This is a genomic window from Arthrobacter sp. TE12231 (assembly GCF_054062895.1).
This window is the reverse complement of sequence record NZ_JBSSFS010000001.1, coordinates 1,371,082-1,396,436: the sequence shown is the minus strand read 5'-3', so window position 1 is coordinate 1,396,436 and position 25,355 is coordinate 1,371,082. Positions and strand designations below refer to the sequence as shown.

Annotated in this window: 18 protein-coding genes and 1 pseudogene; 6 read left to right on the top strand and 13 right to left on the bottom strand. The window is 69.4% G+C overall.

The features are described 5' to 3' along the window. Nucleotides 1-171: 171 nt before the first annotated feature. The gene (gene smc, locus ACVWYS_RS06310; protein WP_456509490.1) at nucleotides 172-3,846 is read right to left on the bottom strand and encodes a chromosome segregation protein SMC; all 3,675 of its coding nucleotides are present in this window, start codon (nucleotides 3,844-3,846) and stop codon (nucleotides 172-174) included. 272 nt (nucleotides 3,847-4,118) lie between these two features. Here smc and ACVWYS_RS06305 point away from each other — a divergent pair, with 272 nt between their 5' ends. Genes ACVWYS_RS06305 through ACVWYS_RS06295 form a run of 3 tightly spaced genes read left to right on the top strand, consistent with a single transcriptional unit; the run spans nucleotide 4,119 to nucleotide 8,811 of the window. After that, nucleotides 4,119-5,141 (top strand): 3-oxoacyl-ACP synthase III, encoded by a 1,023-nt coding sequence (locus ACVWYS_RS06305; RefSeq protein ID WP_344365550.1) that lies wholly within the window; start codon nucleotides 4,119-4,121, stop codon nucleotides 5,139-5,141. Continuing rightward, on the top strand, nucleotides 5,135-7,831 hold the full coding sequence (locus tag ACVWYS_RS06300; protein WP_456509489.1) for an alpha/beta fold hydrolase: 2,697 nt from the start codon (nucleotides 5,135-5,137) through the stop codon (nucleotides 7,829-7,831). Before ACVWYS_RS06305 ends, ACVWYS_RS06300 begins: the two co-directional genes overlap by 7 nt. Beyond that, the gene (locus ACVWYS_RS06295) at nucleotides 7,828-8,811 is read left to right on the top strand and encodes an NAD-dependent epimerase/dehydratase family protein (RefSeq protein WP_456509488.1); all 984 of its coding nucleotides are present in this window, start codon (nucleotides 7,828-7,830) and stop codon (nucleotides 8,809-8,811) included. Before ACVWYS_RS06300 ends, ACVWYS_RS06295 begins: the two co-directional genes overlap by 4 nt. A gap of 43 nt (nucleotides 8,812-8,854) precedes the next feature. On the opposite strand, the gene ACVWYS_RS06290 is transcribed toward ACVWYS_RS06295, so the two are convergent. The 7 genes from ACVWYS_RS06290 to coaD form a co-directional block, all read right to left on the bottom strand. Next, a complete protein-coding gene (locus ACVWYS_RS06290; RefSeq protein ID WP_456509487.1) occupies nucleotides 8,855-9,964 on the bottom strand; it encodes a TolB family protein in 1,110 nt (369 codons plus the stop codon). Continuing rightward, nucleotides 9,961-11,241 carry an MFS transporter gene (locus ACVWYS_RS06285; RefSeq protein ID WP_456509486.1) on the bottom strand — a complete coding sequence of 427 codons (1,281 nt, stop codon included), beginning with the start codon at nucleotides 11,239-11,241 and terminating at the stop codon, nucleotides 9,961-9,963. Before ACVWYS_RS06285 ends, ACVWYS_RS06290 begins: the two co-directional genes overlap by 4 nt. Before the next feature lie 159 nt (nucleotides 11,242-11,400). Continuing rightward, nucleotides 11,401-12,369 (bottom strand): bifunctional DNA-formamidopyrimidine glycosylase/DNA-(apurinic or apyrimidinic site) lyase, encoded by a 969-nt coding sequence (gene mutM / locus ACVWYS_RS06280; RefSeq protein ID WP_456509485.1) that lies wholly within the window; start codon nucleotides 12,367-12,369, stop codon nucleotides 11,401-11,403. Nucleotides 12,370-12,378: 9 nt separating this feature from the next. Then, on the bottom strand, nucleotides 12,379-13,098 hold the full coding sequence (gene rnc / locus ACVWYS_RS06275; RefSeq protein WP_116766591.1) for a ribonuclease III: 720 nt from the start codon (nucleotides 13,096-13,098) through the stop codon (nucleotides 12,379-12,381). A gap of 21 nt (nucleotides 13,099-13,119) precedes the next feature. Continuing rightward, a complete protein-coding gene (gene rpmF, locus ACVWYS_RS06270; RefSeq protein ID WP_056738282.1) occupies nucleotides 13,120-13,323 on the bottom strand; it encodes a 50S ribosomal protein L32 in 204 nt (67 codons plus the stop codon). A gap of 36 nt (nucleotides 13,324-13,359) precedes the next feature. Next, complete coding sequence (locus tag ACVWYS_RS06265; RefSeq protein ID WP_091253231.1) at nucleotides 13,360-13,884, bottom strand: YceD family protein; 525 nt, start codon at nucleotides 13,882-13,884, stop codon at nucleotides 13,360-13,362. A 177-nt stretch (nucleotides 13,885-14,061) separates the two neighbouring features. Next, the gene (gene coaD, locus ACVWYS_RS06260) at nucleotides 14,062-14,562 is read right to left on the bottom strand and encodes a pantetheine-phosphate adenylyltransferase (RefSeq protein ID WP_091253233.1); all 501 of its coding nucleotides are present in this window, start codon (nucleotides 14,560-14,562) and stop codon (nucleotides 14,062-14,064) included. A 48-nt stretch (nucleotides 14,563-14,610) separates the two neighbouring features. On the opposite strand from coaD, the gene ACVWYS_RS06255 reads away from it, so the two are divergent. From ACVWYS_RS06255 to ACVWYS_RS06245, 3 genes are read left to right on the top strand one after another with little or no spacing between them, the layout of a single operon-like run. Further along, complete coding sequence (locus ACVWYS_RS06255) at nucleotides 14,611-15,534, top strand: SDR family NAD(P)-dependent oxidoreductase (RefSeq protein WP_456509484.1); 924 nt, start codon at nucleotides 14,611-14,613, stop codon at nucleotides 15,532-15,534. After that, nucleotides 15,531-16,739: an aminotransferase class I/II-fold pyridoxal phosphate-dependent enzyme gene (locus ACVWYS_RS06250; RefSeq protein WP_456509483.1), complete on the top strand. Its 1,209-nt coding sequence runs from the start codon at nucleotides 15,531-15,533 to the stop codon at nucleotides 16,737-16,739. The genes ACVWYS_RS06255 and ACVWYS_RS06250 overlap by 4 nt, the downstream gene beginning before the upstream one ends. A gap of 2 nt (nucleotides 16,740-16,741) precedes the next feature. Next, nucleotides 16,742-17,527: a spermidine synthase gene (locus tag ACVWYS_RS06245; protein ID WP_456509482.1), complete on the top strand. Its 786-nt coding sequence runs from the start codon at nucleotides 16,742-16,744 to the stop codon at nucleotides 17,525-17,527. Here ACVWYS_RS06245 and rsmD read toward each other — a convergent pair. From rsmD to ACVWYS_RS06220, 5 genes and pseudogenes are all read right to left on the bottom strand, one after another. Further along, a pseudogene (rsmD, locus tag ACVWYS_RS06240) lies at nucleotides 17,524-18,114 on the bottom strand (16S rRNA (guanine(966)-N(2))-methyltransferase RsmD); the annotation flags it as partial. The gene ACVWYS_RS06245 and the pseudogene rsmD overlap by 4 nt on opposite strands. 30 nt (nucleotides 18,115-18,144) lie before the next feature. After that, nucleotides 18,145-20,397: an ATP-dependent DNA helicase RecG gene (locus tag ACVWYS_RS06235; RefSeq protein ID WP_456509481.1), complete on the bottom strand. Its 2,253-nt coding sequence runs from the start codon at nucleotides 20,395-20,397 to the stop codon at nucleotides 18,145-18,147. Further along, nucleotides 20,387-21,403 carry a DAK2 domain-containing protein gene (locus ACVWYS_RS06230; RefSeq protein ID WP_237563386.1) on the bottom strand — a complete coding sequence of 339 codons (1,017 nt, stop codon included), beginning with the start codon at nucleotides 21,401-21,403 and terminating at the stop codon, nucleotides 20,387-20,389. The genes ACVWYS_RS06235 and ACVWYS_RS06230 overlap by 11 nt, the downstream gene beginning before the upstream one ends. A gap of 22 nt (nucleotides 21,404-21,425) precedes the next feature. Further along, nucleotides 21,426-22,451 (bottom strand): thiamine-phosphate kinase, encoded by a 1,026-nt coding sequence (gene thiL, locus ACVWYS_RS06225; protein ID WP_456510279.1) that lies wholly within the window; start codon nucleotides 22,449-22,451, stop codon nucleotides 21,426-21,428. Nucleotides 22,452-22,568: 117 nt separating this feature from the next. Beyond that, nucleotides 22,569-25,187 (bottom strand): hypothetical protein, encoded by a 2,619-nt coding sequence (locus tag ACVWYS_RS06220; protein ID WP_456509480.1) that lies wholly within the window; start codon nucleotides 25,185-25,187, stop codon nucleotides 22,569-22,571. Nucleotides 25,188-25,355 lie beyond the last annotated feature (168 nt).

The window sequence follows — 25,355 nt, the reverse complement described above, 5'->3', positions numbered from 1 at the left end:
CACCGGTTCTCCCGGCGACGTCGCTGAGCTGTTTGCCCTGCTGCGCCCGCGGCGCCGGCCCGCAACAAGAGCGGTGACTACCGGCTCCGGACTTGTGCCGGGAAACGGTCGCACCAGCCGGCCAAAGACGTCACATCCAGCTGGGAGGCACGTCCTGGATCCTGGCCCTGGCTAGACCTCCGCTGTTAGCCGCTGGCTGATGACCGTGGAGACACCGTCGCCGCGCATCGTGACGCCGTACAGGGCATCGGCCACCTCCATGGTGCGTTTCTGGTGCGTGATGACGATCAGCTGGCTGGATTCGCGCAGCTCTTCGAAGATGGTGATGAGCCGGCCCAAGTTGGTGTCATCGAGCGCTGCTTCCACCTCGTCCATGACGTAGAAGGGCGAGGGCCGGGCCTTGAAGATGGCCACCAGCAGCGCCACCGCCGTCAGGGAACGCTCCCCGCCGGACAGCAGCGAGAGCCGCTTGATTTTCTTTCCCGCCGGGCGCGCTTCCACCTCGATGCCGGTGGTGAGCATGTCCGAGGGGTCCGTCAGGACCAGCCGGCCCTCGCCGCCTGGGAACAGCCGGGCGAAGACCCGCACGAACTGCCGCGAGGTGTCCTCGAACGCTTCGGCAAAGACCTTCTGGACGCGGTCGTCGACTTCCTTGATGATGTCCAGTAGGTCCTTGCGGCTGGATTTCAGGTCTTCGAGCTGGGTGCTGAGGAACTGGTGGCGTTCCTCAAGTGCGGCGAATTCCTCGAGGGCCAGCGGATTGACCTTGCCCAGGGCCGAGAGGTCGCGTTCGGCGCGTTTAAGCCGCTTTTCCTGTTCCTCGCGGACGAAGGGCTTGCCTTCGCTAATTTCCCGGCCGTCTTCGTCCACCGGGGCGCGCAGCGCGGCCCACTTGTCGCCCGACTCGGCGGCCGGCACCGGGACGGGCTGGTCCGGGCCGTAGTCGGCCACGAGTTGGTCGGCCGTCAGCCCGAGCTCTTCGATGCTCCTGAGTTCCAGCGCCTCGATGCGCAGCCGCTGCTGGGCGCGGGCGAGCTCGTCGCGGTGCACGGAGTCGGTGAGTTCGGCCAGTTCGCGGGCCAGGGCGTCGTTGCCGGTGCGGACCGCGGCGAGTTCGCGCTCCATTTCGTCCCGGCGTTCCTCGGCGCTGTCCCGCTCCCGGCGCGCCAGCTCCACGGAGACGTCGATGAACCCGATTACCTGCCCCACGGCGTCAGCGACGGCGGCGGCGCGCCGGGCCTGGAGCCGCCGGCGGCGGGCCCGTTCCGCAGCCTCTTCACGGGCGCGGCGTTCAGTGGCGGCGGCGCGTTCCAGCGAGGTGGCACGGTTGCGGGTGGCCGTGAGTTGTTCCTCGGCGCTGCGCAGGGCGAGCCGGGCCTCCATCTCGGCCGTGCGCGCCAGCGAGGCGGCCAGGGCCAGGGCGTCGCGGTGTTCCGGAGAGGGTTCCTGCTCCGCGGGGGCTTCCTGGGCCGCGGCGAGCCGCGCCGCCACCGCCTCGAGTGCCTCCTGCTCGCCGGCGATGTTGGCCTCTGCCTTGGCCAGGGACGCCGTGAGCCGCTCACTTTCGCCGACGGCGCTACGCAGCACCGAGTTGAGGTGGCCCAGGCGTTCGGCGACGGCGGCGAGCTTCGCGTCGGAGTCGTGGAGCTTCGCGAGGGCCCCGTCCGCGCGGTCCTGGGCTTCGGCTCGTCGGGACCGGGCGGTAGAGAGGGCGAAGCGGTTGCGTTCGAGACCGGCGGTAACGGTGGCCAGCTTGGCGGCGGCGTCGTCGACGGCGGCCTGGACTTCCAGCAGCGACGGCGCCGTCGCGGAGCCACCGGTGACGGTCAATGCCGTGACGACGTCCCCGGCCCGGGTCACGGCGGTGAGCCCGGGATGTGCGGCAATCAGGTCCGCCGCAACGTCGAGGTCGTCCACGACGGCGACGCCCGCCAGCAGGGCGGCCAGCGGCAACCCGGCCGTATCGGGCGTCGTCATTGACACCAGTTCCGCGGCCCAGCGCGCTCCGGCTGGAAGCGATGTGTCGGCGGGAAGCGTGGTCTCGGCACCCAGGGTCGTGCCGATGCGGAGTGCGGCAGCAGCCCCAGCCGCACCGGCAGTCGTCGCCGCACCGGCGGAAGGATCAGCGAGCAGCAGCGCGGCGCGGCCGGCGTCGTCCTCGCGCAGAAGCCGCACGGCGGCGGTGGCCGTCTCCCGGTCCCGGACCACCACGGCGTCGGAGGCGGTGCCGAGGGCCGCGGCGACGGCGGGCTCGAAGCCAGGCTCGACCGTGATCATGGACGCCAGAGAACCGAGCACGCCGGCGGCCAAAACTCCCGAGTCGCCTGCACCGAGCACGTGCTCGGAGCCGTCCTTCCGGTTCAGGCCCAGCTGGAGGGCATCGCGTCGGGCCACGAGGGCGCCGCGTTCCCGTTCGCCCTCGCGCTCGGCCGCTTCCAGCTCCTCGATGCCGGCGAGGATGTCGTCCAGCTCCGCACTGGCGGCCTCGTACTCGGCGTCGAGCGATTCCTCGCCGTCCTCAACGCCTGCCACCTGTGATTCCAGTGCGGTGAATTCGCTGTGTGCCTGCCGGCGGCGCTCCTCCCCCGCTTTTTGCGAGTCGCGGAGGCGTCCAAGCTCGGCCTGGGCCGATTCCACGCGGGACCGAGCCGCGCCGACCTGCCCGGCGAGCCGGGCCAGGCCTTCGCGCCGGTCCGCGGCGGCGCGAAGCAGGGCCGCCAGCCGCTTGTCCTCGGCCGCGGCGGCCTGTTCGGCGGCCTGCTTCGCGGCCGTCGCGGCGTCCAGCGCCCCGGTGCGGTCCAGGATCTGGCGTTCCAGCCCGGCCTGCTCTTCGCGGACGCGGACGGCCTGTTTCTCCAGCTGGTCCGGATCCCGGCCGGTGTCCGGAACCACGTCCGCGGCGCCCAGCAGGCGGCGGCGTTCCTCGGCGAGCGAGCCCAGGGACCGGAGCCGTTCGCGTCCCGTGGAAAGGGCGTACCAGTTGTCCCGGGCGGCGTTCAGCGCGGGCGTGGCCTCGGCGGCAAGCTGCTCAAGGACCGCCTGGCGCTGCCGGCCGGCCTCGAGGTCGCGTTCGACGACGCCGCGGCGCGCCTTGAGCGCCGACTCATCCGCGACGTCCCGGGCCAGCGCGGACTGCAGCTGCACGAGGTCGTCGGCCAGCAGGCGTGAGCGGGCGTCGCGGACCTCGAACTGGACGGTCTGGGCACGCCGGGCCACTTCGGCCTGCTTGCCCAGCGGTGTGAGCTGCCGCCGGATTTCGCCGGTGAGGTCGCTGAGCCGGGACAGGTTGGCCTGCATGGCTTCGAGTTTGCGGACCGTCTTTTCCTTGCGGCGTCGGTGTTTGAGGATGCCGGCGGCCTCCTCGATGAACCCGCGCCGGTCCTCGGGGGTGGCGTGCAGGACCTTGTCCAGCTGCCCCTGGCCGACAATGACGTGCATTTCGCGGCCGAGGCCCGAATCGGAGAGCAGCTCCTGGATGTCCAGCAGCCGGCAGGCCGCGCCGTTGATGGCATACTCCGAGCCCCCGGCCCGGAACAGGGTGCGCGAGATCGTCACTTCGCTGTACTCGATCGGGAGGGCGCCGTCGCTGTTGTCGATGGTCAGGGAGACGTGGGCCCGGCCCAGGGGCGGACGGCCGGAGGTGCCCGCGAAGATCACATCCTCCATCTTGCCGCCGCGGAGGGTTTTGGCGCCCTGTTCGCCCATGACCCAAGCCAGGGCGTCCACCACATTGGACTTGCCCGATCCGTTGGGGCCCACCACGGCGGTGACGCCGGGTTCGAATTCAAACGTTGTCGCTGAGGCAAACGATTTGAATCCCCGGACGGTCAGACTCTTCAGGTGCAAGGTACTTCGGATCTCCTGGCTGGCGGACTGGGCACGCTGTTGGGCGAAAGCATGATTCGGACGGACATGGATGGTCGGGGACGGCCCCGGGTACCTACAATCTACTGCGGAGCTGCGGCAATTCCGCGCACAACCCATGCGAGGCCGCCGCAGATGCCGCAGGCGGCATGTGCAGAAACCTGCCGGCACCGGGCATAGTTAAGCTCTTGAGCTTGTGTTTGAAGGGGCAGTCAACCGCTGGAGCGCAGGACGGACATGAACAGGGGCTTGAATTGGTAGGGAATGCGACATTCCGGCACTACAACACCGCGTTGCTTTCGGTGAGCAGCGTCGAAGCTCCGACGATCGTCAGTTCCAAGGATTTCGACCACAGGCTGGCTTTGACCCTGCGGCGGCTGAAGTTCCCGCCGAAGCTGCTCGAACGGGTCGCCGGCATCACACACCGGCGCTGGTGGGCCCCCGGGACATCGTTCGACGACGCGGCCATCGAGGCCGGCGCCAAGGCCCTGGCCGAGTCCGGCATCGAAGCGGCCGACGTTGGCCTGCTGATCAACACCTCGGTCACGCGGCGCAACCTCGAACCCTCTGTCGCGGTGAAGATCCACCATGCACTCGGCCTGCCGTCGTCGGCCATAAACTTCGACCTCGCCAACGCCTGCCTCGGATTCGTCAACGGTATGACCCTGGCGGCCAGCATGATCGACTCCGGCCAGATCAAGTACGCGGTGATCGTCAACGGTGAGGATGCCCAGGCCACGCAGGAGGCCACCCTGACGCGGCTGCAGCGGCCCGAGACGACCCGCGAGGACTTCAACCGCGAATTCGCCACACTCACCCTGGGCTCCGGAGCCGCTGCTGCCGTCCTGGGCCCGGCGGACCAGCACCCCGGGGCGCACCGGATCGTCGGGGGCGTGATGCGCGCCGGCACCGAGCACCATGAACTGTGCGTGGGGGGCATCGACGGCATGGCCACCGACACCAAGGGCCTGCTCGATGGCGGCCTGCAGCTCGTGGTCGATGCCTGGAAAGAGGCCCAGCCGGAGTGGGACTGGGCTTCGATGGACCGCTACGTGACGCACCAGGTGAGCAACGCCTACACCCAGGCCATCATCGACGCCATCGACCTGGACCCGGACAAAGTGCCGATCACGTTCCCGCACTGGGGCAATGTGGGCCCGGCCTCCCTACCCATGACCCTCGCGGCGGAGGCGCAGACCCTCGTGACCGGGGACCGCGTGCTGTGCATGGGCGTCGGCTCCGGCCTGAACACCGCCATGGTGGAAATCGTTTGGTAACCGCCGACTGGACCGGCGTCGACCCCGAATGGTCGCGCGACATCGATGTGGCGTCCACTTCCGCCGCGGATGAGCCTGGAACCCTGCGCCGCTGGCACCTGCTCGACAACGGCGCCCAGCTCGCCCGCCGCGGCCTGACCCCCGCCGGCACGCTGCTGTGCGTGCACGGCAACCCGACGTGGTCATACCTGTGGCGGACCCTGCTGGCGGCCGGTTCCGATCCCGCGCATCCGTGGCGTGTGGTGGCCGTGGACCAACTGGATATGGGCTTCTCCGAGCGCACCGGCACGTTCCGGCGCCTGGCGGACCGGATCAACGACCTCGGCGACCTCACCACCGCCCTAGGGCTTGACGGGCCGGTTGTCACCGTCGGCCACGACTGGGGCGGCGTGATCAGCCTCGGCTGGGCCCTGGCGCATCCGCAGCAGCTCGCCGGTGTCGTGCTGACCAACACTGCCGTCCACCAGCCCCCCGGCTCACCCATCCCGCCGGCCCTGCGGCTGGCCCTGCACCCTGCCGTGCACCGCTGGGGAACGACGACGTCGGACACCTTCCTGCGGGTGACGCATTCCCTGGCCCGCCCGCCGCTCGCGGAGGACGTCCGCAGCGCCTTCATGGCCCCCTACCGGGGCGCCGGCCGCCGCGCCGGCGTGGGAAACTTTGTCGCCGACATTCCCGCGGACGCGTCCCATCCGAGTTTCCCGGCGCTCACCCGCGTCGCCGAAGGCCTGCGCAGGCTGAGCGTACCGGCCTTGATGCTCTGGGGGCCGCGGGACCCGATCTTCTCCGACCGGTACCTCAAGGACCTCATCAGCCGGCTCCCGCAAGCGAAAGTCCACCGCTTCGAGGGCGCCGGCCACCTGATCGCGGAGGACCGGGACATTGCCGCCCCCGTCTTCGATTGGCTTGCCGAGCGCGGCCGGGACAGCAACCCCGCGGACGGTCCGGCACCGGTAAACCCGGCGCCCGAACCACCAATGCCTGAACCCTCGACGCCGGCCCCCGGCACCGGGCTCGCGCCCCTGTGGGCGCCGCTTACCGGGCTGGCGGCAGGACCCCATGCCGGGGACGCCGCCGTCGCCGAGATGGCCGCGGACGGCAGCGTCGCCCGCTCGCTCAGCTGGCAGGAGCTGGAACGGAATATCATCACCCTCGCAGCCGGCCTGCAGGAATCCGGTGTCCGGCAGGGCAGCCGGGTGAGCCTGATGGTCCCGCCGGGCGTGGACCTGACTGTGGTCCTCTACGCCTGCCTGCGGCTCGGCGCCGTGGTGGTGGTGGCCGACGCCGGCCTCGGCACCCGCGGCCTGAACCGCGCCGTGAAGGGTGCGACCCCGGATTACCTCATCGGGATCGATAAGGCCCTCGCCGCCGCGTCGGTGCTTGGCTGGCCCGGCCGGCGCATCAGTGTGCGGGACCTGCCCGCCTCCCGCCGCCGCGTCCTCGCCGTCGAGACTTCCCTCGCCGCCCTCGCCCGCCGCGGAGCCACACTCAGCCCGGACCCGGGCGAGGCTCCGGACCCGGACTCCCCCGCCGCCGTGCTCTTCACCTCCGGCTCCACCGGTCCGGCCAAGGGCGTGGTGTATACGCACCGGCAACTGGCCGCAATGCGGGACACCGTGGCCGCGACGCTGGCGATCCGCCCCGGCGCACGCCTCGTGGCAGGCTTCGCACCGTTCGCCCTGCTGGGACCTGCGCTGGGAGCAGTGTCGGTGACGCCCGCCATGGACGTGACAGCGCCCCGCACCCTCACGGCCCGCGCGCTGGCGGACGCCGCCGCGGCGATCGACGCCACGGTGGTCTTCGCCTCGCCCGCTGCCCTGCGCAACGTCCTTGCGACCCAGAGCCGCTTGGACGGTGCCGGCCACGAGGCCCTGGGTCGTGTGGAGCTGCTGCTCTCCGCCGGCGCGCCCGTCCCCGCCTCCCTCCTCGCAGAGGTCCAGCGGCTGCTGCCCCGTGCCTCGCTGCACACCCCGTACGGGATGACCGAGGCGCTGCCCGTCACGGACATCAGCCTCGAACAGATCTGCGCCGCCGAGTCCGATGCCGCCGCCGGCACCGTCGCAGGGGCCGGCAACGGCGTGTGCGTGGGCCGGCCGGTGCACGGCGCCCGCGTGGCCGTCATCCCGCTCGACGCGGACGGCTCAGCCCCCGGGAACCGACCCGTCACCGAGGCGGGATTAACCGGCGAGATCCTCGTCAGCGCCCCGCATGTGAAGGAAAGCTACGACAGGCTCTGGCTGACCCAACGCGAGAGCGTCCGCACGGCCGGATGGCACCGCACCGGCGACGTCGGGCACTTCGACGCCGCCGGGCGGCTCTGGGTGGAAGGCCGCCTCGCGCACGTCGTGACCGCGCCGGGTGCTGTGGTGACGCCTGTCGGCGCCGAGCAGGCCATCGAGCGCCTGGACGCCGTCGGGCTGGCCGCCGTCGTCGGGGTCGGCCCCGCCGGGACGCAGGCCGTCGTCGCCGTCGTCGAAACCGTTCCGCCGGTGCGCCGGGCCGGCCTCGCGGCGCCGTACCTCGCCGGGCGCGTGCGCGACGCGGCCCGTCAGGCAGGCGTCAGCGTCTCCGCCGTGCTCACCGTCCCCTCCCAGCCGACCGACATCCGCCACAACGCCAAGATCGACAGGGTCCGCCTGTCCCGGTGGGCTTCCGCGGTGCTGGCTGGCGGCCGGCCGGGCACGCCGTGAGAGTCCTCGTCACCGGCGCGAGCGGCCTGCTCGGGCGGGAAGTCACCGGGCTTCTAGTGCGTCAAGGCCACGCCGTCACCACCTTCCAGCGCCGTCCTGCAGGCGTCGATGGCGCAGCGGACCTCTCCGGGTCCGTCACGGACGACACCGCTGTCCGCCGCGCCGTCGCCGGGGCCGAGGCTGTCATCCATCTGGCGGCGAAGGTCTCCTTCACCGGCCGTGCCGCCGATTTCGACGAGGTGAATGTCGGAGGCACGCGCCGCCTGCTCCGTGCGGCCCGCGACGCCAGCGTGCGGGATCTGGTGTTCGTGTCCTCCCCGTCCGTGGCCAATTCCGGGGCTGCTATCGCCGGACTGGGCGCCGAGCCGGCGGACCCGGCCCGCGCGCACGGCGACTACTCGCGCACCAAGGCCGAGGCCGAGCTGCTGGCGCTGGCCGCGGACTCGCCGGACTTCCGGGTCGCGGCCGTGCGCCCGCACATCGTCTGGGGTCCGGGCGATACGCAGCTGGTGGAACGGGTGCTGGAACGTGCCGGCCGCGGACGCCTGCCGCTGCTCGACGCCGGGGCGGCCCTGATCGACACCACTTACGTGGACAACGCCGCCTCGGCCATCGTCGCCGCCCTGCACCGCATAGAGCACATTCACGGCCGGGCGCTGGTCATCACCAACGGCGAGCCCCGCCCGGTCGGGGAGCTGCTGGCGGGCATCTGTGCCGCGGGGGGCGTCCCCGCGCCGTCGTGGCGGGTGCCGGGCAGGCTCGCGCGGGCGGCCGGATCAGTGGTTGAGAAGCTCTGGGCCCGTTCCGGCCGGTCCGACGAGCCGCCGATGACCCGGTTCCTCGCCGAACAGCTCTCCACCGCCCACTGGTTCGACCAGCGCGAGACCCGCGAACTCCTCGACTGGACCCCCGCCGTGTCCCTTGATGACGGCCTGGCGAGGCTGGCCGAGCACTACGGTTCACTTCGCGGCGGCGCTTGAGGGTGCCGGACGGATCCTAACGACGCGGGCGACGTCCGCCGCGCTACCGGACCACCGAGGGGGAAAACCCGTGCTCGATGAAGAGGACGGGCTGCGCGGCCGGGTCCGTTGTGATGGACCAGATGTCGCTATCCACTTCGGAGCCGTCCCGGGGAAGGGCGTACAACAGGGTGGAGTTGTCCAGCCACTCAATCTGATCGTCAATGCTCTGTTTCTCCGCCAGGACGGTTTCCGTGCCGCTGGCGAGGTCCACGACGGCGACACTGCGGTGACCGGTCAGGGTGCCGTTGTCGCTCTTTTTGTAGGCGATGCGGGTGCCGTCCGGGGAAACGGACGGGCATTCTATGCCGCTGCGGACCACGGTGAGCGTACGGTCGGCAATGCTGCCCTGGACCAGCCAGATGTGCCCCTGCGAGGACGCCGTGGCGTAAAAGACGTCGGGCTTTCCGGGAGCAAACGTGACGCCCCAGATGTTCCGGTCCGTGGCCTTGATCCGGGTGCCGTCCAGCATCAGTGCGAAGCCCTCGAGGCTTCCGCCGCTCTGGCCCGTCTTATCCCGGATGACTGTTTCGGTGGAGAACCCGGCGGCGGAGTAGGAATGGCCCGACACGAAGACGGTGGTGGCCATCAGGGATCCGTCGGCGCTGGTCCTGGCCCTGTTGGGGATGCCGGGCAGCGGCCAACTGCGCGTCTCCTGCCAGGTGCTGTTGTACACGGTGGCCTGGAAGGTGGTGGCCAGTCCCTGCTTGGTCTGCAGGCACAAGGTCTGATCGTGCGTGCCGTAGACGCGGTCGCAGCTTGCTCCGCTCAAGGCGCGCTGACCGCCGGGCCCGGACAGCGGCACGGTGGCGGCCGAGCCGAACCCCTGGCCCGGCGCGGTGTTGCGGAACAGGACGAAGGGTGCGGCCGGCAGGGCCGTGGACGTGGTGACGTCGACCGGCGGCGGTGCACTCTGGCTGGCCCGGGCGTCCCGGAAGGCCAGTCCGGCGTAGAGTCCCGCCGCCGCAATGGCTCCCACGGTGATGAGTACCAGGGCCAGGAGTCGCTTCCTGCTGATCGCGACCCGCTGGGTTGAAGGTACTCTTTCGGCAGTGGATTCTATTCCAGGCGCGGGACCCTTTCCGGGCGGCCGCCCGGTGCGGGTGGCCGTCATGCGCCGGCCTCCTGTGCACGGGACGTGCGCATCAGCACGGCCGCGGCCACCAGTGCCGCGGCCAGGCCGACGGCGGCCGTCGTCATTGCGGCGGGGGCCCCGACGGTGAACCAGAGGATGCCGAAGCCGGCCGACGCCGCCATCCGGCACAGCGCCACCACGGTCTGGGCGGCCCCGATGCCGGTGGCCACTTTGTCCGGGCTGACCAGCCGGCTCGCCAGCGCGGCCAGCACGCCGTCGGTTGCGGCGTAGAAGACTCCCAGGAGCACCAGGCACGCCACCGTGACGCCCAGGCCGCCGAACGGCACTGCGGCCAGCAGGTAACACGCCAGCAGCGCTCCGTGTCCGCCCAGGAACACCCGGATCCTGCCCCAGCGGTCCGCGAACCGGCCCAGGGGAACGGCCAGCGCGAGGTACACGACGTTGGTTCCGACATAGAGCAGCGGGAACCACTGCACGGCGAAGGAGTCCCGATCCTGGAGCACGAGGTAGATGAAGCCGTCCCCGACGGTTAGCAAAGCGAGGATCCCCGCGGTCACGAGCAGGCGGGTCAGTCCGGCGTCCTTCAACTGGCTCCACGTGAAGGGCGGCCGTGCCCGGTCCGGCTTCTGCGCCGTCCGCGGAGTCCTGCGGTCCGGCACCACCAGCACCAGGAGGGCGACGCCGATTACGGCGAAGGCGAGCGAAACCACAAAGACGGTGCTGAACCCGTTGGGGATGAACAGGAGGATCAGGAACGCCAGCAGCGGCCCTGTTGCGGCGCCGACGGTGTCGAGCATGCGGTGCACCCCGAAGGATCTCGCCAGATGTTCCGGTTGGGCAGCCGATGAGATCAAGGCGTCCCGCGGCGCGGTGCGGATGCCTTTGCCGATGCGGTCGCCGGTCACGATCCCGGTGATCGCCCAGAACCCGCCCGCAAACAGGAAGCCGACCCGGGCCACCATGGAGAGCCCGTAGCCGGCCACCGCCACCCGTTTCGGGTGGCCTGTGCGGTCTGAGGCCCACCCGGCGGCAATGCGCACCACCGCGCTGACGCCCTGGTTGAGCCCGTCAATGAAACCGAAGGCAATGGTCGAGAGGCCCAGAAATCCGGTGACGTACAGCGGCAGGATGGCGGACACGGATTCCGAGGAGATGTCCGTGGCCATGCTGACGATGCCCAGCCAGAGAATGACGGGCGATAACCGGAAGGCCACGCCCGGTCCGGGCAGGGCTTCCGGCCGTGTGTCGCCGGAGTTCTTTTTGCCGCCGGTGCGGTCGGCCATTGAGATGTACACGACGGCCTACCCGTGCGCGTCCGGCGTCGTGTCGGCCCTTTTGACTCCGCCTTTAACGCCGGCGCGATAAGGATTCCTATAGTCCCCAGCTCCCATGGCGACAGTTTGTCACCGGCCAAGAGGGGTGCGTAAGCGTAGGACTACTTGTTCTTGGTCTGCCTACCAGCGGCCGTTACGCGGCCTGGGCTGGCAGGCTGGGCAGGTATAGGATGAGCGGTTCATGAACTGCTCCCGCCGCATGATGCTCACGAGGCCGGCCGCGGCGCAGCGCTTGCACTCCTGGCCTTCACGGCCGTAGGCGTTGAGGGAGCGGTCGAAGTATCCCGAGGCGCCGTTGACGTTGACATAGAGCGAATCGAAGCTCGTGCCGCCGGCGGCCAGGGCATCCGTCATGACCTCGCGGGCGGCGTCGAGCACGCGCAGCGCGTCGGCCCGGCGGAGGGTATCGGTGGGCCGGGCATAGTGCAGCCGCGCCTTCCAGAGGGCCTCGTCGGCGTAGATGTTGCCGATCCCGGAGACCAGGCCCTGGTCCAGGAGCGCCCGCTTGAGTCCGGTCTTGCGGGCACGCAGGCGCCGGTAGAAGGTGTCGAAAGAAAAGTAGGGATCCAGCGGGTCCCGGGCAATGTGCGAGGCTTCCTCGGCGATGAGCGGGAGCGGGGTTTCGGCGAGGCCGCCGGGGCCGCCGTCGTCCGTGGGAATCAGCGAGGTCAGGGACAGGCCGCCGAAGATGCGTTGGTCCACGAACCGGAGCTGCTCCGGCATGCCTTCGGTCGGGCTGAGCCGCAACCGGACTTTCAGGTGCTTCTCGTCCGGCACACCGGGGACCTGCATGAGCAGCTGGCCCGACATCCCCAGGTGGGCCATGAGGGCAACGGCGGGGGCCGGTTCTCCCGGGGCAGCATCTGCGGAGGGAGCCGGGGTGTCCGCCAGGGGCATCCAGAGGAATTTGCCGCGGCGGACCACATCCAGCACGCGCGCGCCTTCAAGGTTGCCGGCGAAGTCCTCCGGTCCCAGGAGGTGCCGGCGCAGGGAGCGCGGATCCAGGACGTCGACGGCGGTGATGGTCCGGCCCCGCACCCAGCTCACGAGCCCGCGCCGGACCACCTCGACTTCGGGCAGTTCAGGCAATGCCGCTGCCTAGCTGCCGGTTTGGGTGTCGGAAGCCTGGGTGTCGGCAGCAGGGGTGGTCAGCCGGCGCCAGGCGTCGGCCGCAGCTTCCTGCTCGGCTTCCTTCTTGGAGTTGCCGGTGCCGGTGCCGTAGTCCGTGCCGCCGATCCTGAGGACGGCCTCGAACGTCCTGGCGTGGTCCGGTCCGGAGCCGTCAACCGCATAGTTGATGGTCCCGAGCTGCCGGCTGGCCGCCAGTTCCTGGATGCTCGTCTTCCAGTCGGTTCCCGCGCCAAGGGCCGCGGCGTCCTTCAGCAGCGGGCCGATCAGCCGCATGACCAGCTGCCGTGCCGTCTCGATGTCGTTGGAGAGGTAGGTGGCGCCAATCAGCGCCTCCATGGTGTCCGCCAGGATCGAGGCCTTGTTCTTGCCCTCGGTGAGCTTCTCGCCCTGTCCGAGGTAGATGTACTCGCCCAGGCCGATGCTGCGGCCAATGCCAGCCAGCGCCCGCGTGCTGACGACGGCGGAACGGCGCTTGGCCAGGTCGCCTTCGGGCAGCGTGGGGTTGTCACGGTACAGCGCGTCAGTGACGGAGAACCCCAGGATGGAGTCGCCGAGGAATTCGAGCCGTTCGTTGGTGGGAATGCCGCCGTTTTCGTAGGCATAGGAACGGTGTGTGAGCGCAAGACGAAGCGTCCCGGCGTCAATAGTGACACCGAGACGCTTCAGAAGCTCTTCAGTTGAAGACATCTTTTTCAGCCTGTTGGCGGATTAGACGTCTGCGACCTTGCGGCCCTTGTACTCAAGGAACAGCGCGGTGCCAGCCGAGTCGGTAACGACCTTTGCCTGGTGCGGCAGGCTGTAAACAACCTGGCCGTTCTCTACGGTCTTCACCAGGTGGGGGGCAGTTGCCTTCCACTGGGAGCGGCGGGCGCGGGTATTCGAGCGAGACATTTTCCGCTTCGGGACAGCCACGGCTAACTCATTTCTCTCTAGTCCAACACTTACAAATCAGTTTTGCCGGTCAGGCTTAGCCAAGTCAGCCAGGGCGGCCCAGCGAGGATCTACGACCTCGTGGTGATGCCCCGGCTCGTCTTCCAGGCGAACTCCGCATTCGGAGCAAAGGCCCTGGCAGTCTTCCCGGCACACCGGCTGGAACGGCAGTATGGTGACAACTGCGTCCCGCAACACCGGCTCAAGATCGATTAGATCGTGCTCGACTCGACGTTGCTCTTCTTCGTCTTCTTCGTCCGAGAACACAGCGTCCTCATAGAAGAAAAGTTCTTGCACATCAACCTCTTGGTCATACGCAAGGGGATCCAGGCATCGGCCGCATTCGCCAGTTACTTCAACGAGCGCGGTTCCTGATACCAGAATTCCTTCGTGTACGGCCTCGAGCCGCAGATCCAGCTCGACATCCGAGCCTTCCTGCACGCCAATGAGTGCCACACCAAGATCACTTGGTGCGGGTACATGTTCCTTCAGCGTCCGCATGCTTCCCGGACTGCGTCCGAGGTCCTTGACGTCGAACGCCAGGGGCGAACTAGCATCTCGTTTAATGAGAACTCCTGTTGAACATATGACCGACGTACTATCTTAGCCTGAACTTCCGGACGGACTCAAACCGGGCAGCAGGTCAGCAGCATGATGCCGCAAACCGGCCCCCGGGACGGGCCGCGCAACCGGCAGCAGGCCGCCGAGTACCGGTCAAGCTTACACTTTGCGGGCACGGTTCTGGACCGGTTCCCCCGGAGCCAGCCGCTTCAGCACGGACCGGGGCACAAAGTCCGAGACATCCCCGCCCAGGGTGAAGACCTCTTTGATGAGAGTGGAGGACAAGTGCAGGTAGTGGCTCTCCGCCGGCAGGAACACCGTCTCGACGCCGGTCAGCTGCCGGTTCATCGTGGCCATCGGCAGCTCGTAGTCGAAGTCCGAGGACGAGCGCAGGCCCTTGACGATTGCGGAGACGCCGCGCTGCCGGCAGTACTCGGCCAGGAGTCCCTCCCCTACGGGTTCCACCACGATGCCGCGCAACGATGCGAAGGTTTCCCGGGCCATGTCGATCCGCTCTTCAAGGCTGAAGCGGTACTTCTTGGCGTAATTCGTGGACACGGCCACGATCACCTCGTCGAAGAGGCCCGCGGCACGGGCAATGACTTCCAGGTGGCCATTGTGAATGGGATCAAAGGAGCCAGGGCATACGGCGCGTCTCATGGTCCGAACCTACCGTATTCGCGCCGCGGGCCGGGATAGCATGGCTGAATGTCAGCATCGAAGAACCGCTTCGCCCTGCCTTTTGCCACTCGGCCTTTCACCATGCAGCCTGCTGCCGCGCAGCCGTTCACCATGGATGGCGGCGTGGCCCTGGTCACCGGCGCCGCCATGGGCATGGGCCGGCTGTACGCCCTCCGCGCCGCCCGGGAAGGCGCCGCGGTGGTGATCCTCTGGGACATCGACGCCGACGCCCTGGCCAGCACCGCTGCCGAAGTCACGGCCCTGGGCGCCCGCGCCGTCCCCCGGACAGTGAATCTGGCGGACCCCGCCGCGATCGCCGGGGCCGCCCGGGAAGCCCGGGCCGAAGGGCCGCTGGCGCTTCTGGTGAACAACGCCGGGATCGTCCGCGGCGCGTACTTCTGGGACCACACCCCGGACCGTGACATCGCCCTGACCATGGACATCAACGCTCTGGCACCCATGTATGTCACCCTCGAATTCCTGCCGGACATGATGGCCGACGCCGGCCGGCCCCGCCGGATCCTCAACGTCGCCTCCGCCGCCGGCACGGTGTCCAATCCGCGGATGAGCGTCTATGCCGCGTCCAAATGGGCCGTCATCGGCTGGAGCGATTCGCTCCGGCTCGAGCTGGAGCAGCAGGGCTACCGCCACCTGGCCGTCACCACGTTTTGCCCCAGCTACATCTCCACCGGCATGTTCGAAGGGGCCCGCGGTCCCCTGCTGACCCCGCTCATGACACCGGAGGATGCCGTGGACCGGGCCTGGCGGGCCACCGTCGCCGGGCAGCCGCAGCTGATCGCCCCCGGGATGGCCAAACTGGGCAAGGTGCTCAAGGGCATCCTGCCGGTGCGGGCCTGGGACTTCGTGGGCGGGAAGGTCTTCGGGATCTACTCCACCATGGACAAGTTCACCGGCCGCGCCGTCCCCGACACGAAAGCGGGCCCCCGATGACCGCGCCGCTCCCCCTTCCGTGGCAGCGCGCCGCGACGGGCGCCAACCTGCTCTCCCCGGACGGCTCCCTGGGCGTCACGATCTTCGAGGAGATGACCACCCTGGCCCTCAGCACGGGTGCCATCAACCTCGGCCAGGGCTTTCCGGACGAGGACGGCCCCGTGGAGATCAAGGAGGCCGCCCAGGCCGCCATCGCCGCCGGCGCCAACCAGTACGCGCCCGGCAAGGGCATCCTGCCGCTGCGGGAGGCGATCGCCGTCCATCAGCAGCGGTTCTACGGGCTCGCTCCGGACCCCGAGACGGAGATCATCGTCACCACCGGCGCCACCGAAGCCATCGCCGCGTCGCTGCTCGCACTGGTAGGCCCCGGCGATGAGGTGCTGACGTTCGAACCGTTCTATGACTCCTACGGCGCCATCATCGGGCTCGCCGGCGCCACCCATGTCACGGCCCCGCTCCTGGCCCCGGACTTCATGCCGGACCCCGCCGCGCTGGAGGCCGCGTTCAGCGCGCGCACCAAGGTGGTCCTGATCAACAATCCGCACAACCCCACCGGTGCCGTGTTCCCCCGCGAGGTGCTTCAGCGCGTCGTCGAACTCGCCGAGAAGCACGACGCCGTCATCATCACCGACGAGGTCTACGAGCACCTCACCTTCGGCGCCCGGCACATCCCTGTCACCACGCTGCCCGGAGCGGCCGAACGCACGCTGACCATTTCCTCCGCCGGCAAGACCTTCTCCTTTACCGGCTGGAAGATCGGCTGGCTCTCCGGGCCGGAGCATCTGGTGGCCGCCGCCCGGACCGTCAAGCAGTTCCTGAGCTACAGCTCCGGCACGCCCTTCCAGGCGGCCATCGCGGTGGGGCTGGGCCTTCCGGACGAGTTCTACACCGGCATCGCGGACACCCTCCGGTACAAGCGCGACATCCTCAGCGAGGGACTCCGCGCGGCCGGCCTTGACGTCCTGACGCCGCAGGGGACGTACTTCGTGAACGTAGATACCTCTCCGCTAGGCATCACCGATTCCGTGGAGCTGGCCCGCAGGCTCCCGGCCCTCGTGGGTGTCGCCGCGATCCCGGTGCCGGTGTTCTGCCACGCCGACGGCGCCGAGCGCACCCGCAGCCTGCTGCGCTTCGCGTTCTGCAAGCAGCTGCACGTGCTGGAGGAAGCGGCCGAGCGGCTGGCGACCCTGCGCGACAGGCTGTGAGGATGGCCGAGCAGCAGCCCGGCGCCTCACGGTTCCTGCGGACCACGGGACAGCACGCCGAGATCGAATCGGATCCCTTTACCGACGGCGGCTTCGTGCTGAGCATCGGCGGCGCGGAGCAGTCCCACGTCAACCTGGCCGATCCCGGGGACATCTTCTACGAATACCTGCGTAGGATCGGGCACGTGGTGGACCTCGCCGCTCCGTGGGGCGAGCCGATCACGGCGCTGCACCTGGGTGCGGGCGCCCTGACGCTGGCCCGCTACATCCAGGCCACCCGCCCAGGCTCGGTCCAGTACGCCGTTGAACTGGAGCGGGAGTTGCTGGACTTCGTGCTGGCGCAGCTACCCCTGCCGGAGGGAACGCAGCTGCACACGGTGATCGGCGATGCCCGCGAGGCCCTCGCCGGGCTTCCGGCGGAGCTGCGCTTCGACGTCGTGATCCTGGACATCTTCTCCGGGCCGGAAGCTCCGGAACATATCGCGTGCACCGAGTTCTATGAGGAGGCTGCAGCACGGCTGACGCCGCGCGGCGTCCTGATTGTCAACGTGGGCGACGAACCCGGGCTGACCCTGGTCCGCAGCCAGGTCGCGGCCCTGCGCCGCGCCATGTCGGACGTCGCGGCCTTCGCGGAGGCCGGGGTGTTCACCGGCCGGTACCCCGGCAACATCATCCTGACCGGGACGCAAGGCCCGTGGCCCGAGGTCTGGACGGCGGCCCTCACGGCCCGCGGTCCGCATCCGGCCAAGGTCCTCGCCGGCGTCGAACTGGACGTACTGTCCGATTAATCCGCAGCCGCGACGCCGGGTTCGGCGAACCACAGGCGGGTTTCCCCGTACTTCTTCTCGGCAAATCGTTCCACGCCGTCGGGCCACTCCGGTTCGGGGCTCCGGGAGGAGCGTTCCACCACGACGACGGCCCCCTCGCCCAGGTGCGGCACCAGCTTGGCCAGAACGGCGGCGAGGGCCGGCTCGTCCAGCGGGTACGGCGGGTCCAGGAACACCAGGTCCCAGAGCACGGCGTCGGCGGTCCGTTCCAGGAACGATTCGACCTTGGACCGGTGCACGAAGACCACCTTGCGGCGTGCCACGGTGTTGACCAGGTCCGCGTTCTTCTGGCAGACGGCGCTGGCCTTGGCATCGAATTCGACCAGGTCCACAGAGTCGGCGCCACGGCTGCCGCTCTCCACGCCCAGTGAGCCGGAGCCCGCGTAGAGATCCAGCACCCGGGCACCGGCAATGACGTTGAAGGCGTCCAGCCGGGAAAACAGTGCTTCCTTGACGCGGTCCGTCGTGGGACGCGTCATGTTCCCGGGGACGCTGGTCAGGGGGCTGCCGCCGGCCGCGCCGGCGATGATGCGGCTCATGCGCGATCCCCCGTGGACCTGTTTGCCTGGCTCGTGGTGCTAGCCGCGTTCAAGGAACGCCTCCTTCTCGGGGTTCAAGTATTCATCGATGGCCGCGGCGAGCAAGGGCTGTCCCGCCAGCGTGGGATCGGCGGCCACGATCCGCTGGGCGTCCTGCCTGGCCCGGGCAATCACGTCCTCGTGTTCGAGCACGCGCAACAGCTTCAGTGTGGAGCGCCCGCCGGACTGCGAGGCGCCCAGGATGTCGCCCTCCCGGCGCAGTTTGAGGTCCTCCTGGGAGAGCTCAAAGCCGTCCGTGGTGGCCGCCACGGCGTCCAGCCGGCGGCGGCTCGGATGACCCGGCTCCAGGGTGGTGACCAGCAGGCAGGTCCCCGGCAGGCCGCCGCGGCCCACCCGGCCGCGCAACTGGTGGAGCTGGGAGATGCCAAAACGGTCCGCGTCCAGGATCACCATGAGCGTGGCGTTGTGCACGTCCACGCCGACCTCGATCACGGTGGTGGAGACCAGCAGCTTGGTCCGGTTGGCCGTGAAGGAGGCCATGGTCTCGGACTTCAGGGCCGGATCCTGCCGGCCGTGCAGTGGCGCGACCGGCACCCCGGCCAGGGCCGGCTCGTCCCGGAGGTGTTCCACGACGCCGGTGACGGAGGCGAGCTCCCGCGCGCCGTTCTCGCCTTCCAGGTCCGCGGCGGACGGTTCGGCCTCGCCCGGGGTGAAGTCGCCGTCGTCGTCCTCGCCGATCTTGGGGCACACCACGTAGACCTGGTGGCCGGCGTCGATCTCCTCCCGCGAGCGGGACCAGATGCGGCCGGCCCAGGCCGGGTGCTCGGCGAGCCCCACCACGTGGGTGGAGATCGGCGCGCGGCCCGCGGGGAGTTCGTCCAGGACCGAGGTTTCGAGGTCCCCGAAGACGGTCATGGCCACGGTCCGGGGAATCGGGGTGGCGGTCATGACCAGCAGGTGCGGGGGTTTGCTCGCCTTGGCCCGGAGGGCGTCGCGCTGTTCGACGCCGAAACGGTGCTGTTCGTCCACCACGATCAGCCCGAGGTCGTAGAAGGACACGGTCTCGCTGAGCAGGGCGTGGGTGCCTATCACGATTCCGGCTGTCCCGGAGGCCGCGTCGAGCATGGCCTGCTTCCGCGCCGCGGTGGGCATGGAGCCGGTGAGGAGCGTGACCTGGACGGCGTCCGGACCGAACCCGCCGAGCATCCCGTCCCGGGACAGCGGTCCGAGCGTGCGCCGGATGGATTCGTAGTGCTGGGCGGCAAGGACTTCGGTGGGGGCGAGCAGGGCCGCCTGTCCCCCGGCGTCCACCACCTGCAGCATGGCGCGCAGGGCCACGATGGTCTTGCCCGAACCCACCTCGCCCTGGAGCAGCCGGTTCAACGGCGAGTCCTGCGCGAGCTCCTCGGAGAGCGTCTTGCCGACGGCGGCCTGCCCGGCGGTCAGCGTGAACGGCAGCTGGCGGTCGAAGGCGGGCAGCAGCCCGTTTGGTGCCGGGCGCCGGGCCGTCGCTTCCTCGGCGGCCAGCTGGGCCCGGCGGCGGGCGAGGGCCGACTGGAGCACCAGGGCTTCCTGGTAGCGGAAGCGGTCCCGGGCGCGCTGCCAGTCGGCCGGGGTTTGCGGTGTGTGGATCAGCCGGTAGGCGTCCGCGACCGGCAGGAATTTCTCCCGCGCCGCGATCTCCGCGGGCAGCGGGTCGCCGAGGGCCTCGAGCTCCAGGGTGTCCAGCAGGGTCGAGATGACCTTCTGGATGGACCAGCTGGTGAGTTTCGCGGTGGCCGGGTACACCGGGATCGGCATGGCCGCGAGCTTCTCCGGGTCCAGGCCCGGGGTGTCGGGGTCCTCGTCGAGCAGCAGGAAATCGGGGTTGGTCAGGCCCAGGGAGCCGCCGTAGCGCGTGACCTTGCCGGAAAACATGGCGCGCCGGCCCGGCTGGAGCTCGGCCTTGGCCCGGAACCCGTTGAAGAAGCTGACCTTGAGCGTGCCCGGCAGTCCGCCGGCGGCCCGTCCGGAACCGGCGGTCCCGGCGTCGTCGGAAATCACGACGTCGGTGAGTGAACCGCGCCGGGCGCGCATGGCCCGGGTGCTGTTGGAGATCACCCGGGCGATCAGGGTCACTTCCTCATCCAGCGGGACCTCGCTGATGGGTGTCAGCTCGCCGCGGCTGAGATAGCGGCGCGGGAAGTAGTTCAGGAGCCCGCCGACGGTGGTGATGCCGAGGTGTTTTTCGATGACAGCCGCGGAGCGCTTACCGATCCGGCGTTCCAGGCCCAGTTCAAGTTCAGCGTGCATATCCGTCGGGGTTTCGGGTTTCAGCGGCCAGTACCGGGGCCACGGCGGCAGCGGTGACGGCGGCCTCTGTCTCCGGGTCGCGCGGCAGGGCGAGCTCGCTCACGGAGATGTCCGTGGGCTCGCCCAGGGAACGGATCAGCGCAACGGCAGGTTCGGCATCCAGGACGTGGACGTGGACGCGCCAGCGGTAGTGCCCGGCAGCATCCACGGCGCCGCCCACCTGGCTCATGATCACGGAGTCGCCCATTTCGTCGAGCCGCTGCCGCATCATGGCGGCGTCCAGCGGGGACAGAGAGATGGTGCACATGAGTTCGACGCCGTCGTCGCGGGGCATGCCGACGTGGATGTGCGGATCCTGGACGTCGTAGCCGTGCAGGCCGTCCAGCAGTTCGCTCTGGAGCTCCTCGCCCAGCACGGCGGAGCGGAGGCAGTCCAGGATCAGGAGCATGCCCACGCCGCCGGCGTCCACCACATGGGCGGCGTGCAGGGCAGCGAGCTGGTCCTCCGTGTGCACCACGGCGGCCAGGGCTGCCTCGACGGCGGCGTCCAGGGCCAGGCCGAGGGTCTGGTTGCTGTCATCGCCGTCGTGCGCGGAGTCCACGGCGGCCACGGCGCGGGCAGCGGCTTCCATGACGGAGAGCATGGTGCCGGGCACGGGATCACTCAGCGCGGACCAGGCCCGGAGCTGGGCCCGGTTCAGGGCCGCAGCCAGCAGCGGCGAGCTGATCCGGGTGTGTCCGGCCAACGGTTCGGCGGCGGCGCAGAGGAACACGGCAAACAGTGTTCCCGAGTTGCCGCGGGCCTGTTCCATGGCCGCCTGGCCGGCCTGCGCCAGGACGGCGCCGACGTCGTGCTGGGCGGGGTCAGCGGCGCGGGCCGCAGCCCGGGCGGTCAGGTAGAGGTTGGTGCCGGTGTCGCCGTCGGCCACGGGAAAGATGTTGATGGCGTTCAGGCGGTCGCTGTGGTTTCCGAGCGTTGTCTCCGCCTTGCTCAACCACCGCTTCATCGCTTGCGCGTTGGCGGCAATTTTAGTCTGCAAAGTGATCCCATCCCACAGCGTCAGCGGGCCTGCCCGCGATCTTTACTCCCGTGCTTTCAGTTGGTGCAGGGGTCTCTACCGAGCCTATCGCAGTGAAACCGGCAGGGAGCTGAACCCCCGCGGGGAATGTGGCCAACAGCCCGTGGTCTTCGCCCCCGCCCAGGACCCAAGGCATCGGGTCTGCCCCCAGCAGCTCCGACGCCGGCAGCAGCGGAACGGCGAGTTCCTTCAGTGCGGCGGCGTCCAGGTTCAGCACGGCATGGCTGGCCGCGGCCATGCGGTTGCCGTCGCGGACCAGGCCGTCCGAAATGTCCATCATGGCCGACGCGCCGGCGTCACGGGCCGCAGGGCCCGCGGCGAGCGGCGGCAGCGGCCGGCACTGGGTGTCCATGAGGGCTCGCTGTGCGGCCGTCAGCTCCACGACGTTGATCTCCGATTCCAGCAGCGCCAGACCGGCGGCGGCGCGGCCCACCGTTCCGGCCAGGGCCACCGTGTCACCCGGCCGGGCCCCGGAGCGCAGGACCGGCTCCTTGCCGTCCAGGGTGCCCACGATCGCCACGCTGACGGCCAGTTCGCGGCCGCGGCCCAGGTCCCCGCCAGCCACCGTGCAGCCGCGAGCGCCCAGCTCCCGGATGCCGGCGGTGAGGCCGTCCGCGAAATCCTCCACCCAGAACACCGGGGTTTCCGGCGGCATGGTCAGGCTCACCACAAGGGACGTGGACCGGGCACCCATGGCGTTGATGTCGCTGAGGTTTTGCGCGGCGGCCTTCCAGCCGACGTCGTACCCGCTGGTCCGGTAGCCGTTGTTCCATTGCAGCCGGAAGTCCTGGTCAGCCACCTGGGTGTCGATGCTCAGGACCGTCCGCCCGTCCGGCGCCGCGACAATCGCGGCGTCATCCCCCGGCCCGAGCAGCAAGGACGTGGGCGCCTCCGGCCCGCCGGCGGGCTCCGGAACAATGAGCCGCGGGAAGATGCGCTCCAGCAGCTGCGACTCCGAGAGCCCGGCCACGGTCAGGCCGGCCTCCGCGGGCTGGGTTTCGGACACGGCCGTTACAGGCACGGGAGCTTCAGACACGGGAGTTTCAGGCACAGCCCTACGCTACCGCGAGGGGCTGACACCGGCGAACGGGTATTAGAAGGTGGCCTTGAGACAGCCGTACTGGGTGTTGCCCGAGGACATCCCTGCCACGCCCAGCCCCCAGGAGCAGACGGTGTACACGCCGCGTTTGGTGACCGGGATGACAATCCGGTAGCCGTGGTTGCCGGAGACCTGGAAGACCGAGTTGACGTCGGCCCTGTACCGGTTGGCCACATACGCCGTGCCCGTGGTGGTGCCGTCCGGGGACGTGACGTACAGGTGGACGGGGACGTTTGCCCGCGTCAGCCCCGGATCCAGCGCCCAGCCGCTGGCCACGAGCGCGGATCCCATCCCGCCGAGCTGGACCTTGAGGGACTCGTAGTACCCGATCGGTGCGGGCGTGGCGGCGACACGCACGGTCGAGCAGCCCAGGAGGCTGTTGCCCAGCGGGAAGACGCTGACGGCGATGCCGTAGGCGCAGATCTTGTAGTCACCCGGCGTCGTGACCGGCAGCGCCACCCGGTAGCCGTGGTTTCCGGTGGTCCCCATGACCGTGTTGACGTCGGCCCGGGACTGGTTGGCGGTATATGCGGAACTCTTGGTCACACCCTTGGGGTCGGTGACGTAGAGGTGGACCGGGATGGAGGCGGCCGGAGTTCCGGGATCCAGGCTCCACCCGGTGGCCGTGATGGTGGCCGTCGCTGCGTCCGTCTTGACCACGGTGCTTTCCAGGAAGCCGGCGGGCGCCGGTGTTGCCCGTGGCGTCACGTATTTACAGCCCAGGAGGCTGTTGCCGAGGCTGAATGCCGTGACGGCCATGCCGTAGGCGCATACCTTGTACTGCCCGCTCATGGTCACGGGGAGGTCCGAGGTGAAGCCGTGGCTTCCCGTCACGGACATCACCAGGTTGACGTCGGCGCGGCTCTTGTTGGCGGTGATGGCCTGGGACGTCGTTTTGCCTGCCGGATCGGTCACGTAGAGGTGGACCGGGATGGACGCTGTGGGCGTCCCGGGATCGTAACTCCAGCCCGTGGCCCGCAGCACCGTTGCTCCGCCGGTCCTGGTGAGTGTCAGGGACTCGAGATAGCCGGCGGTGGCCGGCGTCCCCGCAAGGGTCAGGGACTTGCAGCCTAGGTCCGTTGGTTCGGCGCTGCTGAGGGCGTAGACGCAGACCTTATATACGCCGGCTGCGGTCAGATTGAAGGAACGGGTGAACCCGTGGTTGCCGGTCACCTGCATGACCTTGTTAACGTCCGCGCGGGCCTGGTTGGCTGCGACGGCGTAGCCGGTTGCGGTGCCGCCGGGCGGGGTCACGTAGATGTGGACCGTGGATGATTCGGAGGGCTTGGCGGTGTCGTACGCCCAGCCGGCAATGTCAAGGCTGGCCTTGGCGCCGGAGCGGTTGATGGCCATGGACTCGACGTAGCCGACCGCGGGCGCTCCCGGCGGGCGGATGGTCACGCTGGCCGCGGTGTCGGTGACCGAATCGATGCTCACCTTGGTGCCGGCGTGCGTGGTGAAGGTCTGTCCGGCCTGCCAGGCCTGGGTGTTGCTGTAGTAGCCGTTGAAGGCGGCGGCGCGGGTGTCCGGCGGGAGCAGGATCGAGGAGTTGCCGCCGCCCTGCTGGGTGATCTTGACGCCGCGGTTTCCGGCCTGCGCGATCACGGAGTCGTAGCCCACCGGAGCCCGGAGCTCGAGGTAGTAGACCTCGCCGGATTTCGGGTCGGTGAACTTCGCCGCCCGGTTGGCGGCGTCGCCGGCCCAGGGTGCGAGGGTCACCTTGCGGGGCCCGGAGACTGTGCCCAGGTTGGTGATCTCGTTGCCGTTGCCGAACCGGCCCATTTCCCAGAGGCTGGCGCTGATTTCCGGCATGACGTCCCAGTGCGAGATCCCCATGAGGTCCAGGTTGTCGCCATAGGGCTTGATGCTGCAGGTGGGATCGGCAAAGCCCGCGTAGGGGCCGGAGGCCACGTCCATGGCCCCGCTGCCGCACAGCAGGCTGTTGGCGTGGTCCATGCCCAGGGCATGCCCGAACTCATGGGTCAGCACGGGGGTTGCGAGCCGGCTGTTCTGCGGCATCAGGATGCGCCCGCCCGTGGTGCCGTTGCTGTAGGTCATGCCGGCGGTGCCATTGCTCAGGTACGCGCCGGGGATGAAGATCACCAGCGCGGTGTAGGGGCTCTGCGTCCAGCCCAGCTCCTGGGAGACCGTGTCCACGATCTGCGACGGCGACTGCGTTGAGGTCGCAGCCGACTTGTGCAGCAGTCGGGACGAGCTCAGGGCAATGTCCACGCGCCCGGCGGTGGCGTGGGCCCAGTAGCGGTTGGCCGCGCTGAGCGAGGCCTTCGCCGCGGCCATCGGCACGGCGGCGTCCGTCTCCGCTGCGGTCTTGTCGGCGAGCTGGACGGTCACCAGGGTGGTCTTCAGGGTGCCTGCCAGCGGCGCGCTTACGTAGGTGTATTCGCTCCTCGCCTTGTTGGCCGGCGGCTCGGGCCGGACAAAGTCATCCACCTGCCCCTGAGGGCTCGGGTCCGACACCGCAGGAACGGCACCCGCTGGAACAGCAACGGCCGGAACAGCAACCGAGGGAACGGCCGCCACAGCGGTTTGGGGCAACGCTGCTGCCAGCATCACGGCGGCAATCACTGTTGCCGCTATGTTCAGTTTTCGCAAGATTGCTCGCTTAGGGGTGAGACCGCCGGCGGAGACCTGGTGGTGGGAGCGACGTAAGGTGCCTACAGCATAAACGCCAATTCCCGCCTGTCACCCCACTAACTTTGATCCCTTAAATCACAACTGCATCACGCATTTTTGTTTGCAAGCTTCTGCGCAGTAATGCCG